General features: G+C 39.1%; 16 protein-coding genes. 9 read left to right on the forward strand and 7 right to left on the reverse strand.

The genetic code is table 11. The features are described from left to right. Positions 1 to 253: 253 nt before the first annotated feature. Entirely contained in the window at positions 254 to 2,017 is a 1,764-nt protein-coding gene (locus tag ACFG4S_RS33155; RefSeq protein ID WP_392533080.1) for a peroxidase family protein, read from the reverse strand. A gap of 815 nt (positions 2,018 to 2,832) precedes the next feature. Beyond that, on the reverse strand, positions 2,833 to 3,564 hold the full coding sequence (gene radC, locus ACFG4S_RS33160) for a DNA repair protein RadC (protein WP_392533081.1): 732 nt from the start codon (positions 3,562 to 3,564) through the stop codon (positions 2,833 to 2,835). Positions 3,565 to 3,730: 166 nt separating this feature from the next. Between radC and ACFG4S_RS33165 the strand changes: the two genes are divergently transcribed. Further along, complete coding sequence (locus ACFG4S_RS33165; RefSeq protein WP_392533082.1) at positions 3,731 to 4,321, forward strand: hypothetical protein; 591 nt, start codon at positions 3,731 to 3,733, stop codon at positions 4,319 to 4,321. Positions 4,322 to 4,425: 104 nt separating this feature from the next. Here the strand turns inward: ACFG4S_RS33165 and ACFG4S_RS33170 are convergent, their stop codons facing one another. Beyond that, the gene (locus tag ACFG4S_RS33170; protein ID WP_392533083.1) at positions 4,426 to 5,361 is read right to left on the reverse strand and encodes a phosphoribulokinase; all 936 of its coding nucleotides are present in this window, start codon (positions 5,359 to 5,361) and stop codon (positions 4,426 to 4,428) included. A gap of 234 nt (positions 5,362 to 5,595) precedes the next feature. On the opposite strand from ACFG4S_RS33170, the gene ACFG4S_RS33175 reads away from it, so the two are divergent. The 4 genes from ACFG4S_RS33175 to ACFG4S_RS33190 all read left to right on the forward strand — a co-directional run bounded on the left by ACFG4S_RS33175 (position 5,596) and on the right by ACFG4S_RS33190 (position 10,991). Further along, positions 5,596 to 6,258, forward strand: coding sequence for a class I SAM-dependent methyltransferase (locus ACFG4S_RS33175; RefSeq protein ID WP_392533084.1), 663 nt, complete (start codon positions 5,596 to 5,598; stop codon positions 6,256 to 6,258). A gap of 842 nt (positions 6,259 to 7,100) precedes the next feature. Continuing rightward, positions 7,101 to 7,445: a hypothetical protein gene (locus ACFG4S_RS33180; protein ID WP_392533085.1), complete on the forward strand. Its 345-nt coding sequence runs from the start codon at positions 7,101 to 7,103 to the stop codon at positions 7,443 to 7,445. 554 nt (positions 7,446 to 7,999) lie between these two features. Next, entirely contained in the window at positions 8,000 to 8,899 is a 900-nt protein-coding gene (locus ACFG4S_RS33185) for a hypothetical protein (RefSeq protein WP_392533086.1), read from the forward strand. Positions 8,900 to 9,530: 631 nt separating this feature from the next. Next, positions 9,531 to 10,991 (forward strand): DUF4114 domain-containing protein, encoded by a 1,461-nt coding sequence (locus ACFG4S_RS33190; RefSeq protein WP_392533087.1) that lies wholly within the window; start codon positions 9,531 to 9,533, stop codon positions 10,989 to 10,991. 371 nt (positions 10,992 to 11,362) lie between these two features. Here ACFG4S_RS33190 and ACFG4S_RS33195 read toward each other — a convergent pair whose 3' ends face one another. The 3 genes from ACFG4S_RS33195 to ACFG4S_RS33205 all read right to left on the reverse strand — a co-directional run bounded on the left by ACFG4S_RS33195 (position 11,363) and on the right by ACFG4S_RS33205 (position 12,911). Beyond that, on the reverse strand, positions 11,363 to 11,944 hold the full coding sequence (locus ACFG4S_RS33195) for a Uma2 family endonuclease (protein ID WP_392533088.1): 582 nt from the start codon (positions 11,942 to 11,944) through the stop codon (positions 11,363 to 11,365). Positions 11,945 to 12,034: 90 nt separating this feature from the next. After that, positions 12,035 to 12,751 (reverse strand): hypothetical protein, encoded by a 717-nt coding sequence (locus ACFG4S_RS33200; RefSeq protein WP_392533089.1) that lies wholly within the window; start codon positions 12,749 to 12,751, stop codon positions 12,035 to 12,037. Then, a complete protein-coding gene (locus tag ACFG4S_RS33205) occupies positions 12,732 to 12,911 on the reverse strand; it encodes a hypothetical protein (protein ID WP_392533090.1) in 180 nt (59 codons plus the stop codon). The genes ACFG4S_RS33200 and ACFG4S_RS33205 overlap by 20 nt, the downstream gene beginning before the upstream one ends. Before the next feature lie 255 nt (positions 12,912 to 13,166). Here ACFG4S_RS33205 and ACFG4S_RS33210 point away from each other — a divergent pair, with 255 nt between their 5' ends. Next, positions 13,167 to 13,463 carry a hypothetical protein gene (locus ACFG4S_RS33210; protein ID WP_392533091.1) on the forward strand — a complete coding sequence of 99 codons (297 nt, stop codon included), beginning with the start codon at positions 13,167 to 13,169 and terminating at the stop codon, positions 13,461 to 13,463. Between the two features lie 325 nt (positions 13,464 to 13,788). On the opposite strand, the gene uvrB is transcribed toward ACFG4S_RS33210, so the two are convergent. After that, positions 13,789 to 15,786: an excinuclease ABC subunit UvrB gene (gene uvrB, locus ACFG4S_RS33215; RefSeq protein ID WP_392533092.1), complete on the reverse strand. Its 1,998-nt coding sequence runs from the start codon at positions 15,784 to 15,786 to the stop codon at positions 13,789 to 13,791. Positions 15,787 to 16,039: 253 nt separating this feature from the next. Here uvrB and ACFG4S_RS33220 point away from each other — a divergent pair, with 253 nt between their 5' ends. From ACFG4S_RS33220 to ACFG4S_RS33230, 3 genes are all read left to right on the forward strand, one after another. After that, complete coding sequence (locus ACFG4S_RS33220) at positions 16,040 to 16,507, forward strand: hypothetical protein (protein WP_392533093.1); 468 nt, start codon at positions 16,040 to 16,042, stop codon at positions 16,505 to 16,507. 345 nt (positions 16,508 to 16,852) lie between these two features. Then, on the forward strand, positions 16,853 to 17,035 hold the full coding sequence (locus ACFG4S_RS33225) for a CsbD family protein (protein ID WP_392533094.1): 183 nt from the start codon (positions 16,853 to 16,855) through the stop codon (positions 17,033 to 17,035). A gap of 707 nt (positions 17,036 to 17,742) precedes the next feature. After that, the gene (locus ACFG4S_RS33230) at positions 17,743 to 18,381 is read left to right on the forward strand and encodes a histidine phosphatase family protein (RefSeq protein WP_392533095.1); all 639 of its coding nucleotides are present in this window, start codon (positions 17,743 to 17,745) and stop codon (positions 18,379 to 18,381) included. The last annotated feature ends 200 nt before the right edge of the window (positions 18,382 to 18,581 follow it).

Here is an 18,581-nt window from a genome sequence, read left to right on the forward strand (position 1 = left end):
TGTATGAAGTAGTTAGGAATATAGACGCGATTAATCTCGTTTCTATATTCAACGAACTGGGGATTGGGAAAAAATTATTCTAATCCTTAAGGTGTGTTTTCAAATTACTCGTTTAGCCTCTTAACTTTTTAGATCCCCCTAAATCCCCCTTAAGAAGGGGGACTTTGATAAGTTTTTGCCCACCTTTTTAAGGGGGGTTGGGGGGATCTAAGACTTTGAAAACACGTACTGTCCCCATTCCCCAGTCCCCAGTTCAATCCACCTTTCTCCAAGGTTTAAAGCCATTACTAACGCCAAATAAAGCTGGCGCTAGTTCGGGATAATGACGACGCAGGATTGTTAAGAAGGTGTTGTTGTCAATCCAATCCAATCCAAATTGAGTGTAAACTTCAGCGGTATAGTCTTTGGTAAAGAAGCGATCGCTTTTTAATCTTCGAGATGCCATCAGGATAAATACACGAAAAGCAGTATCACTAAAACCAAAACCCTCTGGAAGATCCTCAGCAAATAAACCCACCATCAAATCTACGCTGTCAATATCGTTGTTATAGACTTCGCGTAGTTCCTTAACCCATTGTTTATTACTTGTAATCTCTTCAAAAGAATTGACTTTACCCCGACCCAATAGTTCACGAAAACGGTTATAACGAGGAACGCCTCTTTCCCGATCCCGTAAAATATCAACAGCAGCCAAATCAAATGCTGGTGTATCATCTCCAATAATTTCTCCCGTCAACTGTCGCAAAAAGCGGGGATAATTATGCAATCTGACTGCTCCTGGGTAAGAAGTTCCAAAAGAGTAAAACAAATCTTTCATGGGAATTTCTTCTAAAATCCCACGAGTATGCTTACCCGCCACTTCCGGAAATTCTTTTTTCTGTAATAATTTCCCATCACTAACTGCATGAAACTCGAATTCATCTGGAATTAAAGGATGCATCCGATATACAGATACAAATTCTTGAGTTAGGTAATAGGGAGCTGTATGGTGGTCAGTTGGTGAGCCAATAATTCCACTTAACAGTTCACTTTCACCAACACGACCCCAACGCTTTTTAAAATCCTCTCCGAGTAATCCCCACCAGTTAGAATTCAAAGCAATCTCTGTAACTGGATGTGGAAGAATTGCAGGAGTCCATTCGACAGTATGAATTTTGGCCGTCAAAGCTGCAATAATTAATCGAGCATGGTCGAAAAGATCATCATCTGTCCACTCAGGATATATTTGCTTTAAGTGGTCGCAGATAACATTATGTTCTTTGACAAATAAGTTGTGTAACATGCTTAGTCCTACCCACCAAGCACCAGAAAAACCTACTTTGTCAATGCCATTTTCTGGGTTAGTTAGTAATAAGCCGTCTTCGCCAATAAGCATTTTTCCATCGACATGAGAACGCACTTGGTCAATGGTTTCTTGACTGCTGCCATAAATTTGTGAGGCATCCCACCAGTGAGTAACATGATTAATAAAACTGGGAGGGTTTTTCGTATCTCCTGTACGCGTTGTATCTTCTAAGGTTTTGTTGACCGGCATTGCTCCATGTTCTGGTAACCACGGGTCATTCTGCTCTACAGGAATCTCAAATTTGTTATCGCGCTGATTGCCACCATGAGTAAACCAATCATGGGTTTGAAATTGAATCCATGAAGCAGCGAGTAAATTTAAGATTGTGGCGGGTTGAAATTCACCTCTTGCCAATAACACTCGGCTGACAGTACGAGGATTTGGATTGAGGATGTTTTTCTCATCTAATTTGGCTTCTTCTAGGGGCACATTCCGCCCAAATCGAGTTCCAGCCATACCCATTTCTGGGTGCTGAAGGTCATTATAGCTGCCATCTGCTGTACGAACTTTCAAATGGCGATCGCCGTCACTTGGAGCGGGTTTAGGTAGCTTGTCGCTATTTGCTAGTTGGGACGTATCGCGGAGGTTATTTTGCCGCAACTTTCCACGGAACTGAACTAATTTTAAAAGTCCAAGGGGAGTGGGCAATTTATGCCACGGAATTCCAAACATTATTTTCATCTCCTGGCAAATATTTCAATTTTCGTCAAACCTAGATATCAAGGCTATTTGATGTGAAAGATTTCCTTGAGTCTGCCGAGAACAAAATAACAAAATCATTGAAATTGAACCATATTTTTAGGAGGTATTTTATAAAACAAATCTTAAGTTATTAGGTTAGATTCACGGAGTGTCAACCACAACCATTAATGGTGTGTTACAGCATAATAAATCGTCAACCAGTTAAGAAATTAGACCTTAACTACGTTTAATACAACAGCATATATTTAGCGGTATAAGCCGCCATTCAGAATGCCTTGGATTACCTAAATTTAATATTTGCTTTATAAATGATCTCTGAAAATAGATGGTAGTGATAATAAATTCAGTGCAAAATTACAAGCAGCAGCAAAAACTTGCAGCGAGTATGTCAGTAATTTGAACTTTGGATCGATCCTGCTCCTGATTTAGATCATAAACCATAGACGATCCCCACTAATGTGGTTAATTGAATAATGCAATATAATTCTTATTATATCAACCGAATTTTAGTAACAAAACATGTCAAATTAAGAGATGTTTTGTAAATGATTGTGAACTAATAAATTGGTATTTTTTGAGCAATTTAAATCTCAAAAAGAAAGGCGCATTGGGGATTGGGGATTGGGTAGGGTGAAAATTCCTCTCCTCTACACCCCGACTCATTGTCTTCATCTCCCCATGACTTCGGCTTTGCGGTAGTTGAATCTCGACTCACTTCGACGCCGCTCAGTGCAAGTCGCTCGATTTCCGCGTAGTCGAAACTCAGTACAAGTCTCCCCATCCCCCTAATCCCCCTGCGGATGCTCATCCCACAAGGTTGTCAGTTCGCGTAAACTTTGATGATTGCCATTACCCAAAATCAGATGATCTAGTACTGGAATGGCTAAAAGCTGCGCCCCTGCTAACAACTGGCGCGTCAATTCGATATCTTCTTGGCTGGGTTCAAGGTTACCAGAAGGATGGTTGTGGGCAATTATTACCCGCGTTGCACCTTGACGAATAATTTCCCGAAAGATTTCACGGGGAGAGGCTAGGGTTTCGGTGGCGGTGCCAATAGTAATTACTTGCGTACCTAGTAAACGATTCTTAACATCTAACAGCAGTACTGCAAAACGTTCTTTTGTTTGCCACATCAAATCTTGGCTGAGGGTAGCAGCAGCAGCAAGTGGGCTATCAATGAGTGTGCCTTCTGAAGGGCGAGATTGAAAGGCACGTTTCCCTAATTCAATTGCTGCTAAGATACTTGTGGCTTTCGCTGGACCAACACCAGGAATTTGCATTAACTCTGCGGGTGTCACTTCTCGCAGAACTGCTAAAGGATCGCGTTGGTGTTTGCTTAATTCACTCAAGATATATTGTCCTAAACCCACAGCCGAGAGTTTGCCTGGTCCTTGACCGGTGCCTAGTAGAATTGCAATTAACTCGGCTGTGCCTAAAATTTTGGCACCATGCGTCATTAGTCGTTCACGTGGACGCTCATTTGTAGGTAAGTCGGCAATTCTAAGGCAATAGGTCATAGCAAACTTAGAGAATAGTCACCATACATGGAACTATCCTTAGTTATCCCTTGTTTCCTTTGCAAATCATCTTTATTTGAGAAAATCTTTAATTTTGGCAAGTTTGTCTGGGCAATCTCATTTGCAAATTTTAAAGGGAATACTACAAATAATATGATTTAGGGCTATGCCTACGCCGGTAAACTACGCTATGTTCGACGATCTATTCAATAATTTAACAAGTTTTATTGGCTCTAAAATTCAGGAAGCTGCTAAAGAGGTGGAAAAACGCTTCGCCGTTCCCGAACCCGCAGAGCCATTTATGCTAACTCGTAGATTCACACCTACCGATTCCACGGTAACAAGGGGAGGCATTGCAACTGTAGGAGAAAGCTGGCAAATTGAAGCTTATGACGATAACGATCAACGCTTAATAACTACTGTAGATCCTTTACGAAATGTTATCTTGTTTGAAGTATCAGAACCAAACTCTCAAGAGTGTGTTATCGCTTGTCAATTTTATGCCAAAGCTTTAAACACCGAAAAAGCAATTAAAGTGAGTTTAGGTTTACGTAGACCAGGACAGTGGGGCGCAATGACGACAACCTCATGGTCTACAGGAGTTTCAGCAACGGAAGATTTTCAGCTGTACGAAGTGCGCGCACATTTTAAAAAAGAAGCAGATGATACCAAAGTTCAAATCAGTGTGCAATTCGAGAGTAGTGGCATTCTTCAGATTAGAGACATTGAACTTTTGCAAGCCCCAGTCAAGTCATAATCACGATCTATATTTAGAATTTGAGTAGTTAGCTGTTAGTGCGATCGCATAATTCAACAGTTCAACACTATACGCGATCGCTAGCAACTCCAAACCGTTATATTTTATAGATACATTTGCGTTGCTTTGAGCATATGGTAGGTAATTATTAACTGGGTAAGAGCGAGAGGGTAACTTTGTAGCGTTTCCCCAGTTGTACCAGCTATTTTACCTAATTCTGGATTGCTTTCGCGATCGCAAATACTTCTTAAATGAGGCATATCCGAACAAATAATATGCTCTAGCTTATTCACTTGTTCTAAAGTAGCATGACCATCAACTTCTAAGACATCTACAGGTTTACTCATATCCCTGTCTAGTCCCAGGCGAATAGCTGAATCAGAATTACCGCTAGAGTTGGTAATTGTGGTGAAATCTGGGTGAGGTATTGTTGGACGCAGCACCAGACGCACATTTAGATGTCCATTGCTTTCATCTTCTTCCTCGGTGGGAGGATAGAAACTAATCACAATATCAGACCATTGTCGCTGGGGACGGATATATTCTGCTGAATCTGGTTCGCGCTTTTCTAGTTCCGCCATTACCTGTTCAGCACTGTAGCCCCGTTTTTGGGTGTCTCGTTTGACTTTCCACTTGGCGCGTAGTTCTTCAGGAGGCGCAAGATAAACTTTCACGTCGTAAGAATCCCGGGCGGCGCGGGTAGAATAACCGAGTAATCCCTCAATAATCACGAATTTATTCGGCTTGATATATTGCGGTGGCTCGAATGTGCCTGTTTTGTGGCTATAAACTGGCTTGAGAATTGGCTGTCCTGTGCGTAATAGCGACAGGTGTTGCTGCATAATATCTAAGTAGTTGCAGTCAGGGTGGAGGGCAGTTATGCCAATTTCTGCACGTTGTTGACGATCGTAACGGTGATAATCGTCTGTACAAATAAGCGTGACATTTTCTGGGCCGAGTACCTGAGCAATTCCCCGCGTTAGTGTTGTTTTACCAGCAGCGCTGTCGCCTACAATACCAAGAATTATTGGACGGCTCATCCTACCTCCCAGAATAAAAGCTAGTTTAGTAATAAAATTTCCCTACAATAGTTCTAATTCTAGAAGGGTTTTGGCTAGGAACTCAAGCAAAGACTTGGTATGCAATATCTCTACACACTATAGGCAGGAGTGCTGAGTTAAGAGTGGGGAATTTCACTTCTTTACTCAGAAACAGGCTAAACACCCCTTACCGCTAACGGAACTCAGAACTGTTTTGCCCAATGCCCCAATCTTATGACAACTCAAACACTAGGACTCGAACAAAATTTATATGACTATTTACTGTCAGTTTCTCTGCGCGAAGCGGAAATATTAACCCAACTGAGGCAAGAAACAGCGCAGCATCCAGTAGGTAGAATGCAGATTGCTCCCGAACAGGGGCAGTTTTTAGCGTTGCTGGTGCAGTTACTAGGAGCTAAGAAAACGTTGGAAATTGGGGTATTTACAGGCTATAGTTCCTTGGTGGTGGCATTGGCGTTGCCGAGTGACGGGAAGGTGATAGCTTGTGATATCAGTGAGGAATTTACATCCATCGCCCAGCGTTATTGGCAGCAAGCAGGAGTAGCCAATAAAATTCAGTTGCATATTGCCCCAGCCTTGCAGACTTTAGATCGCCTACTGGCAACAGGAGAAGCAGAAACTTTCGATTTTGCTTTCATAGATGCAGATAAGAGCAACTATGATGCCTATTATGAGCGATCGCTGCAATTAGTGCGATCGGGTGGGTTGATTGCGATCGATAATGTCCTTTGGTCAGGTAGAGTTGCAGACTCGCAAGTGCAAGATAATAGAACTAAAAGAATTCGAGCCTTTAATCAGAAGCTACATCAAGATCGACGAGTAAGTCTTAGTTTAATTGCGATCGCAGATGGCTTGACTCTGGCATTGAAAAAATAAGCAGTTCAGGAGTGAGTGTCTCAGTAGGAGTAGGCGTTAGAATAGGGCTTTCCTGAGCAACCAAAAAACCTGAACATACCGCTACATAAAACAGATGTAGTAGACAAGAATCCTAGTCAGCTAAAAGATGCTAGGCGTTTTCATATATTTAATATCCATAGAGAGTATAACTACTTATTATGAACGCTGCCAAAAATTAGCCCTCTCACAAAAGTTAGAGAATGGGTTTAACACATCTAAATTTCAGTAATCACTTTTATTGATTAATTTCAAAAGTAAAACTATTTGCTTTTATATTGTAGATTTTCTAGCATATTGATGTAGGGAGTTTATCCCCCCTAATCAAGTTGAATTTTAGCTGATAATTTCAGGTAGAAAATCCAGATCTGAAACTAGCCTAATTAGAATTATCAACTTGATAAATTCTGAAAATATTGTTCTGGGAATTAATTTTATGCCTAAATTCTTTAGGATTGTTACAAAGAATAATAACAACAGTAATTCATCAATAAATACAGCCGTCGATTTTAAAAATTTACCTTGCCAGTCTCCAAATATCAATTGCCTCAAAACCTTTGATACAGCTTTTATTGCATATTACATGATGGGGCTTGACAACTATTAAAATTTTCAGCTAGATACAGCAATCCTAAATTGTCTGTGAACATATTCTATGCTTTCTTTCTTCGTATACTTTGCGTATTTCTCTACGAGATGCTAAGCCTAGCTTACTTATTGGTAGGAGTGGAAGATTCGTTTGCATAATTTTGTGTTCACAAACTATCTGAGATTGCTCTAAATGCTTCGGTGTATACAAAAAACTTTCTAATGAGGATAAAATTATGAAAATCATAAACTTGATAAATTCTGTACTTATCGTTGCTTCTATTGCGTTTATACCTGCAATTGCTGGCGCAGAAACAGCCAATAATAATAATGGCAGTTATGTCCAACCCTTCAATATTGTCTTTCTCGCTTATCAAGGTTATTTGAAAAAACAGGGTATTCCTAGTATGGGCACTTTGTTATATGAATACCAAATAGGAAAGGTGAGTGCAAAAGATGTAGTTCAGGCTGCTGTTAAAGCGAACAAGTTACCAGTAGAAGTTTTAAACGATCAATATTACCTAAGTGCAGTGGAGTTGCAGCTGAAATCATTGGGGAATAGCAATGAGTTATCTAACTAAGTATATATCTAGGAATCATATAAGACTCCGATTTGATTTGTGAGAAAACTAAGTACACATCAAATACGGTTTAGTTAAGCCAAGAAACGCGATAAATTGTGTCTTTGTGATTGAGAATTTTCACCAAAAAGCCCTAACCTAAATGTATTGAGTACAGATCTGTTCCCTGTTCCCTCACTACCAAGTAAGTTCAGTCATCAAATCGGATTCCTATATGTCAAAGTTTACTAATTAATTTTTCGTCACAATAAAATTTATAAAACTAAAACCCCTGCGAATAACAGGGGTTTTTAATTGGGATTTTTTTTTAATGAATATTTATTCACTAACTATGTGACTACAAGCAGTAATAAACTTGACAAAGTTTTGCAAGTTAAATGTCGAAAAACTCAACTATCTTAACTATCTAAAATATTTTATTAAATATCTTAATTATCCTTGCATTGTCGCTAAAAACCTGATAATGTCCTGTTTAGAGAAAGCTAAATGCTGGTTAATAGCAGCTTTTTAGCATGTCTGCAACAACGAAGTAAATTAAACCACAGGAGAAAACGATGGGAATAGTACCAAAAACGCCATTTAAAATTGAGGCAAAAGTAAACTCCTCAACCGAAAGCACATTTTTTGATACAAAAATTGACTTAGATTATGGGGACTTACTAATAGTTGATGTTGACACCCAAGAGAAATGGAGTGCATACGGATTTTCTTCAAAATCATGGGTGAATGCTAACGGTATATCTTTCGCAACACAAACCAATGATGGTATCTATCAAGAACCAGCAGGAACAGCAAGAGGAATAGCGCAAAGTGCTGACTTTCAATTTCCTTTTGGCAGTCTAATTGGTACTGTGGACAATGGCACCACCTATTTTCCTATAGGAACCCATTTGGAATTGACAGTTTTAAGATCGGGTAGACTGAAATTGGTTTTTTGGGGTGGAGACCACAACACAAATGATGGAGCGATAGTAGCGAATATCGAAGTCCGAAAAGCATTTAACCATGACGCCACCATTGACAACAATATAGCGTTATATGGGAACCATTTTGATGTTCATTCAAGAGTACATAGTTTGTTTGGTAAAGCGGATACAGAGACTCACTTAAATACACATATTGAATTAAAGCCAGAAGATGTATTAACAATTGATGTTCATCCCAAAGATTTGTGGAGTGTAATCTCGGATGGTAGAGCGTGGGATCTAAATGCTAACGGTTTAGGTGAGGACAATAAAACCAAGTGGGGCGCCGGATTCGCAGGCAAAAATTTTATCTTTCAATCCGGTACTTTGGTCGGTACTCTCGACGATGGCAAGACTTATTTTGCTGTAGGAACCCATTTAAAATTGACAGTTTTAAACCCAGGTACACTCAAATTAGTACACTGGGATCAAGATTACACAAATAACAACGGTTCTGTGAGAGCATTTGTTAATGTAGACCGCAAATAAATTAGTCTTGAATCTTTGTAAATTTCTCAGCTTAAAGATAGCCAAATTGAGCTTTGTGTATACTGAATATGTCAAGAGTACATATTTAATAACAGTACTAAAGCATTTGGCGAACTACGAATATGAAGTGAAAAGAACATATCTAGTAGTTCGCCAAGGAAACTTAGCGGGGTAAAGGGTAAGGGGAAAAGGGAAAAGGTTTTAATTCCTTCCCCCAACCCCAGTCACCTTTTCCCAGTCAAAACCTAGCAATTTTGGGTTCGCAGACTACTAGTACTTTGTCAAGCTAGTTTTGATTTTTTTAGTAAGCACTAAAGTGATGAGAAAAAAAGGACTAAAGTCCTTACTACGAATTTGCTTAAGCATCAATTTAAACTTGGCAAACTACTATACAGTTCAGTTAGTGGTATTTGGCTACAGAAGATACCCCTCAACCCTACTGAAAATACTTGCTCAATTCGCTGCTTTTTAGGGAAGGTTATGGGATTTATAGCATTCTTAAATAGGATGTGAACAAGTTTAGAGATAATCTTTGTTCACATCCTAAATAAGATTGCTTTAATGCGGTTATAGCCATTGGAATAGAAGCATATCAACATTCTAGGTTGCTATCAGTAAAAAGGAGAAAACGATGGGAATAGTACCAAAAACGCCATTTAAAATTGAGGCAAAATTAAACTGCTCGACCGAAAGTACATTTTACGATACAAAAATTGACTTAGAGGATGGGGACTTACTAATAGTTGATGTTGACCCCCAAGAAAAATGGACTCCATATGCGATTTCTTCAAAATCGTGGGTGAATGCTAACGGGATATCTGTTGACCCAAAAACCTATGATGGTATTTATGAAGAACCATCAGGGACAGCAAGAGGAATATCCCAAATTGCCGACTTTAAATTTCCTTTTGGTAGTCTGATTGGTACTGTGGACAATGGCGTTACCTATTTTCCAGTAGGAACCCATTTAGAATTGACAGTTTTAAAACCAGGTAGACTGAAATTAGTCTTTTGGGGTGGTGACCACAACACAAATGATGGTGCGATAACAGCGAATGTTGAAGTCCGAAAAGCGTTTAATCATGACGCCACAATTGAGAATGATATATCGCTATATGGCAACCATTTTGATATTCATTCTAAAGTACATAGCATAAATGGCAAAATGGCTACAGAGACTCATTTAAATACAAATATTCAATTAAAGCCAGAGGATGTACTAATAGTTGATGTTCATCCTAAAGATTTGTGGAGTATATACTCAGAGAATAGAGTATGGGATATTAATGCTAACGGTGTAGCTGAATCAGACAATAAGACCAGGTATGGGAATGGATTGCCAACCAAGAATTTTAACTTTACATACGGTAGTTTGGTTGGGACTTTGGATGATGGTAAGACCTATTTTCCAGTAGGAACCCATTTAAAATTGACAGTTTTAAATCCAGGTACACTCAAATTTGTCCATTGGGATAGTGATTATACAAGTAACAACGGTTCTGTCAGAGCATTTCTCAATGTAATTCGCAAAGAGCCTGAAGGTGCGATCGCTACTGAGCCGAAGACAAGATATAAGATTAAGATAACTGTTTATGTTCCTACCAGTATTGCCTACAATAACACTTTTGGTATTTTCGCAATGAATAATGATGGTAGTGTTGCTGGAATAAAACCAGGTGAGCCTGATTATGCAGCAACTGTGGTTAAAAATCGTATTCCTTTACCTGGCGCAGATGAAGGTTCTTATAAAAAAGGAGATACGTTTCAGGGTGAGTTAGTGGGTGGTCCAATATATGGAGTTTTCCTCATTGCAAATGGCACTCCAAACCAATTCTTAGAGCAAAATCCTAAAAATGAGCAAAAAGAATGGCGGACTCCTAAAGCTTACTTCTTTAATACGGCAGCTAACCCTGATAAAACATCTCATGCCAAAGTGTCATCGTCAATGGTAGCTAATCCCGATCGAGCATCTAATGTCAAAGTGTTACCGTCAATTGAATACGGTTTTGAGGATTTATACGGCGGAGGAGATCAAGACTTTAACGATCTGATTGTTAAGATAGAAACTTTGGCAGTTGAGACTATCATCTAATCTCAAATAGGTAGCTAAGGAATAAGAATTAAATAACATGCAATTTATCTCTCTAACTTACCTCACCCTCAATCCCTCTCCTTTACAAGGAGAGGGAAGCTAGAGACAGGATGAAGTTTTGCATTTTATTTAATCCACGTTTCTAAGTGGGGAAGGTTTATGGGAATTTCAACTCCTTTCACCTTTCCCCAATTTATGCATCAAGGGTAAGCTTACTTTCTGAAGTTCGGGAGTTGCGATGTCTACGACGGTCACTGAACAAAGTCGTTCGCGGAGCGTCTCGTAGAGAAGTGCGGGCTACGCCTATGCTATTTTGAGAAATACTTAGTCTAAATGGGTGTAGGCTTAGCTTGTCATAGAAATCTCTATATTCAATTTTCCGTAGCTTCGGTTTCAAACTGCACTTGTCTGTACAAATGAGCGATCGCTATTTCCACATCCACCGATTCCAGTCGCAATATATCATCCAAATTATACTCCGACAGCACCCATTTTCTCTGTTCGTTGCGCCGAAACACTTCCACAACCGGTTGAGTTACTTGTACTAAGACATATTCTTGCAAGGTTGGAGATTGGCGATATTTGGCAAACTTTTTCCCCCTATCGGCTGCTTCTGTTGAAGGTGATAGCACTTCGATAATTAAACAGGGAAATTGTACCAATTGTGGATCGCGATCGCGTTCATCGCAAGTCACCACGACATCTGGATAGAAATATTTTTGCCCTGGTTCTACCTGCACCTTTACATCTACAATGTATACTTCACAGGTGCGATCGGCTAGGGCATCGTCTAGAAACTTCGAGAAATTCAGAGAAATCCGATTATGGTTGCGTGTAGCACCACTCATCATCACAATTTCGCCATCCCAATACTCGTAGCGTTCCTCTTGGGTAGGTTCCCAAACCAGATATTCCTCTGCACTCATCAAAATGCGATCGGGTAAAGCAACCATTGGCGCAATCTCTTAATGATTCACTTTATTTAGGATAGCGAAAAAAGGGCGTTGTCTTTAACTTGGTAGTTAGATATATGTAGTTCATGATTATTTCTCATCCAAGAATGAATCTACAGCTTTTTGCTTCCACTCTGGAAGTTGTATTTCATTTTTATCAAGGTACTTTATGAGTGCAGCGTGTGAGGCTTTTAGCATTTTTCTTGAAACTTCCTTGATGAAATTGAATTGTTTATCAACATAAGTCTTTGATATAACCAATGAGTCAAAAAACGGACGATCCTTTCCGGACAAAAGTATACTTTTATTTTGTGTGATATACGAAGAGGTGTATGTTCCTCTGTGATGAACTAATAAGTTGCGATCTCTAAGCAAATCGCCATATATCTGCATCTCGTCTTTAGAAAATGGAGAAATCAAAATCAATGCTCTGTAGAGCGCATTAATTTTTTGTGCAGTACCAAAGTCATACTTCTCTGCAATCATAAAACCAATACTGTAAGAGAGAGCATTACCTAGCTCAAGTACTTGAACTGGATCAATACTAATATCCTGTCCGTTTTTTGATAAGTTTCTCAGAATTGATGGCTCTATGTTGATGATTGATGCAAAGTGGTCTTTGCAAAATGCTTCAAAGTAGGACACAAGACCAATCACACACAACTCATTTAACTGGCTACTACCAGGTTTATCTGATTGCGCTAAATAAATTTGCTCTAGCCCATCAAGCGTGTAAGAGAAGAAAAAAGGGGCTGTTGGAACTCCTCCAGAAAATAAATCTAGCCAATCATATGAATTCCTTTCCACACACATACCCTATTAATTTGTAGTCCAGTTTATCTCTGAACACCCACAGATAACCGAGGAGACGATACATATACAACTTGTGTCTATTGACATCTAAAATCCAGTCATCAATAATACCTAACTTAGCATAGGCGATCGCTTTTACTTCTCGATCTAACATTTTATCCCGCAGATGTTTAATGCGATCGCTTTAGCAAGTCATTAACGGCTCAAACACATTCTTTGATTGGATTTTAATGTAATTATTTATACTTCGCGCTTTAAAAAAACGGCTAGCTTTACCGACGACAGATAAAATATAAATGAAGCCAGCGTGTCCAGTACAAGCGTTTTTTAGGCATTTAAAGGACTGGGATTGTTGGGTTTCGTTTCATAGTCTACTAAGTGACTTAATTGCACTAAAAGGAGAGTAGCGATGAAAAAAGTAGCGGTGTTTGGCAATACTGGAGGCGGTAAATCAACTCTAAGCAAAAGATTATCGGAAATCACTGGTTTGCCACTTCACATCTTAGACAAGATTCAATATCAATCAGGCGGTATTGAGGTTCCACACGAAGAATATAAGCACACCCATGAGAAAATTTTGGTTACTGACCATTGGATTATTGACGGGTTTGGTTCGATAGAAACCGTCTGGCTGAGACTAAACGAGGCGGATACTCTAGTTTTTATCGATACTACCGCTATATGTGCATTTCTGGTGGGTGACTAAACGACTAATCACAGGTCGCTTTAAACCGCCAGAAGGCTGGCCCCAAAAGAGTCCAATATTTAAGAGTTCGCTTACTAGCTACCGCGTACTTTGGTTATGTCACAAATATTTGACCCCAAAATATCGTGAGTATATCGAACAGACTCAAAGTACTAAAAGTGTTTATCACATTCGCTCAACTGAACAGATTTCGCAATTTTTTGAATTAATTAAAAATGAGACTAAGTTTCAAGATGATGCATCAGCCTAATGCCGGAGTTGCATCACACCTCCGGCTAAACCTAATTCATATTATTGGCGAATATTGGTCAGCAGAAGATTCACGCTAACGTCCCAACATTTTATCCCGCAGATGTTTAATGCGATCGCGCAATTTCCCCGCCTCTTCAAATTCCAGTTTCTTCGCCGCTTCTTTCATCTGCGCTTCTAACAAAGTAATCAATTGGGGAATCTGTTCTAATGGCAGTTCATCTAAATGTTCATCTACAACTTTCAAGTCAGTTGCATTTAATCGCCGAGATACATCTAAAAAAGCCAAAATAGCATTACTTGATTTTTTCACAATTGGTTGTGGTGTAATTCCATGCAGTCGATTATGTGCTGTTTGAATCCCACGCCGCCTATCTGTTTCATCAATAGCTTTAATCATGCTACCTGTCATATTATCGGCATACAAAATCGCTTGTCCCTGAATGTGACGCGCGGCTCTACCAATAGTTTGAATTAAGGAACGCTCGGTTCGTAAGAAACCTTCTTTATCTGCATCCATAATTGCCACTAAGGAAACTTCGGGTAAATCTAAACCTTCCCGCAGCAAGTTTACGCCAACTAAAACATCAAATTTACCTTCGCGCAAGTTTTGCAAAATCTCAATGCGCTCAATAGAAGTAATCTCGGAATGTAAATACCGTACCCTGATACTGCGGTCTTGCAAATATTCGGTTAAATCTTCCGCCATCCGCTTAGTTAATGTGGTAATTAACACTCGTTCATGGCGATCGGCTCTATCTTTAATTTCGCCTAACAAATCATCAATTTGTCCTTCTGTGGGACGCACGGAAATTTCTGGATCGACCACTCCAGTTGGTCGAATGACTTGCTCAACTACACGATCTTCAGAAATTTCTAATTCCCAATTTCCGGGAGTTGCAGAAACAAAAATACACTGATTTACTTTTTGCCAGAATTCCTCGGCTTTTAAAGGACGGTTATCAGCAGCACTAGGAAGACGAAATCCATGTTCGATTAAAACTTTTTTTCTCGCTTGATCGCCGTTATACATACCGCGAATTTGGGGTACGGTAACGTGAGATTCATCGATAATTAATAGCCAATCTTTAGGAAAATAATCAATTAAACATTCTGGTGGATCTCCAGCTTGTCTTCCTGCTAAGTGACGGGAATAGTTCTCAACGCCGTTGCAATAACCTACTTCCCGCAGCATTTCCAAATCATAGCGTGTACGTTGATCTATACGTTGGGCTTCTAATAATTTCCCAGCTTGTTCTAAGTCTAATTTTTGCTGTTTTAACTCGGCTGCAATGTCATGACAAGCTACTTCTAACCGTTCTTCTGGGGTGACAAAGTGACGTGCGGGGTAGACATTCACCGCTTCCAAACTCTTGAGAATTTCCCCTGTCACCGGGTCAATGTAGCGAATCGCGTCTATTTCATCACCAAAGAATTCGACACGAATAATTCGGTCTTCATAAGCTGGCCCAATTTCTAAGACATCACCACGGACGCGAAATTTTCCCCGACCCATTTCGATGTCGTTGCGGCTATATTGAACATTTGCCAAATCCCGTAAAATTTGGCGTTGATTTACTTCCATACCTATCTGAAGGGGGATGGCAGCTTTGAGATATTCTGCTGGCATTCCCAAACCATAGATGCAACTGATGGAAGCAACGACAATGACATCACGGCGTTCAAACAGCGATCGCGTCGCTGAATGCCGCAACATATCTATTTCATCATTAATCGCCGCCGTTTTTTCAATATAAGTATCGGTAACGGGAATATACGCTTCTGGTTGATAATAATCGTAGTAGCTGACAAAGTACTCGACTGCATTGTTGGGAAAGAAATCTCGTAACTCGTTACAAAGCTGTGCAGCCAGGGTTTTGTTATGCGCCAAAACTAAAGTCGGCTTGCCAATTTTTTCAATAACTGCTGCTACTGAAAATGTCTTACCAGTTCCAGTGGCTCCTAGTAAAGTTTGATAACGATTGCCTGATTGGATACTAGCAGTTAATTGGGCGATCGCTTGTGGTTGATCGCCTGTGGGACTAAAGGGAGCTTGAAGACAAAATTCTGTCATACAGTTTTGCTGTAAATACCCTATCTCATGGTGACGATTCCGCCCTGTATCCATTGTAGCTGGCTTATCAGAGCAAATAAATAGTAATAATTATTTACAAGAGTTAATAATTTAAATTTACTTATGTATCAGTTTTAAAGATTCTTATATCTATATGAGGTTTTTTAAGGTTAAACTCTAAGGTATATGGAAAAAAATTTCATCTTTCCTTAATTATTGTAAAATTCAATTAACAAACCAGAGGTGTTCGTTTATGGCTATTAGCAGCGCTGGCAAAGCAATCAGTTCTCGGCAAAACAATGCTAAGTCTCCGGGGGAAACCACAGAAGAAGTTGAAAATCAACCAGACCAGAGCTTGAATGCTGATAAAGTCGAGGGAGTTACTGAACAGCCAGTGTCGGGATCTTCTGGGCCACTAGCTATTGCTGGAATTCGTCCCATAGGTCCTAGTGACTTAGAAGTTGCTGAAAAACTTTCAATTGCTGGGGTGCGTCCTGTTAGCACCAGTACGTTAGAAGTAGTTGAAACTTATAACGCAATGGGTATTCGTCCAATTGGCGCTAATACATTCCAAGTAGTTGAAAGTATAAATCTCTCTGGAATTCGTCCAATTGCCTCAAGTTCATTGGCAATTTCTGAAAGCTATTCCACGTTTGGGAACCGTCCTATAGCATCAAATGAGATTGACAATTCTGAAAGCCTGATGGGTTTTCTAGATTAGACAAAAAATATCTCCATAAATAAATTTATAAACCCAGTTTCCTAGAGAAGCTGGGTTTTTTATTTAAAGAGTCAAAATTAATTATAAATTACAATCAATATTTTCCCTTATTCTATGTCTTTTAGCATAGGTAACTAAACTGTTATTGCTTTACTTTAACTTCCGCCAACAGCTAGGATGCCTACTAGAATTAAGTTTATTCATTTTTAATTTTTAATTATTTAATATGTCTTGTGGTGGAAGGCTTTAATAAAAAAATTAAGCTACTCTTTAAAAGTAATAACAAAATATTTCAAAGTTAGTTAAAAGCTTTGGAAGAATTTTTGATTAAATCAGGAGTATAAAATGAGCACAGAAGATCGCGCAAAAGCAGCTGCTAAAAATATTGAAGGTAAAGCCCAAGAAGCGTTAGGAAATATCACTGGAGATCCAGAAGATAAAGCTAAAGGTAAAGCAAAGCAAGCTGAAAGCGAAGTGCGTCATGGAATTGAAGACGTAAAAGATAACGTGAAGAAAAAGCTTGACTAATAATTCATAATTTTTTTGCAAAAACTCTTTTTTTAGGGATGCAAATTGGATGGATTGCATTTTTGCAAAGGAAGATGAATTGTTCAAGAGCCAAGCTAAATTCCTTTCATGTTTTCTGAACAAGGAATAGAGAATATTAGCTTCCGTAGCACAGCAATTATAGAGACGTAATGAATTGCGTCTCTATAATTGTAATTTAATTATTTTTATACAATTGATAACTTACTAAATCAGATTTACTACCCTTGTGAAAAAATCCTATAGTGGCAGATATTAGAGGAATTCTAACTGCTAATTAGTTCGGTAGTAGCTAATAAAAATAGGTTCTGATTTATTAGTTTTTATGACTTAGACAATAACTCTCTAAAACTATTAATTATTTCTTTTTTGTGAGAGGCTATGCGTAGCTTGCTTACTCCTTCGGATAAGCAATTCGTTTTTTCATTATTTTGTATTAATCCTGGTTTTTTCTAGTGTTGCGTAATAAACAAGGTGGGCAATGTCCACCTTTATTTTTTGCTTATTATCCAGTAGGGATTCATTATGTATTAAAGATTAGTAAATTATTTGTTTGGTGAAACGACTTTGTGCAATCTAAAAATTATTTTAATTATCACCAAACTGTAGTAATATACCACAGGCATTAACTATCTTCAATTACATCTGATTATTAGCGCTCTTAAATTTCAAATCAATAAGAATGTACTATGAGCCTAACTCTTTATTTCCTCCGTCACGGACAAACAGAATGCAGTCGTAATAATTCCTTTTGCGGTTCCATAGACTCAGAACTTACCCTAGAGGGTTTGGAAATGGCAAAAGCTTTTGCAGACGCATACAGTTCTACTCCGTGGACTGCAATATTTTGTAGTCCGATGCGGCGAACTGTGGCCACAGGAAAACCTCTATGTGAAGCCATAGGTATGGAAGCACAACTTAGGGATGGGTTAAAGGAAATTAATTATGGTGAGTGGGAAGGAAAAACGCCAGAGATAATTAGCCGTGACTATCACGATGATTATATTCGCTGGTCAGCCGATCCGGCTTGGAATGCGCCAACTGGTGGAGAAATGGGAGTGACAATTGCTTTTCGCGCCTTACAAGTAATTGAAGAAATTAAGCAAAATTACAGTAGTGGAAATATTTTAGTTGTTTCCCACAAAGCTACGATTAGAATTATTTTGTGTAGTTTACTGGGAATTGATGTGGGACGCTTCCGGTTTCGTTTGGGATGTCCTGTGGGGTCAGTCAGTCCTGTAGAATTTACCTCACATGGTCCATTGTTGAAGGCTTTGGCAGACCGTACTCATTTGAATGAGCATTTGCGAAATTTACCAGGAACGTAAAGAGGACGCGAGAGACGAAAAATCAAGCAGGAGTTATTTATTCTCCTCTTGGTTCACCTCACTGTCTGGTTCAGGGTATTTGCAGAAAATTTTTATCCCAATTTTTAGAATATATAATACGACAATTGTGGCGATCGCTTAACATCTAAAAATACTGGCATGATTAATCACTACCAGCTTCTTTGGGAGAAAAACTTAAA

The sequence above is a fragment of the Nostoc sp. C117 genome (genome assembly GCF_043099735.1).
Lineage (GTDB): Bacteria > Cyanobacteriota > Cyanobacteriia > Cyanobacteriales > Nostocaceae > Nostoc.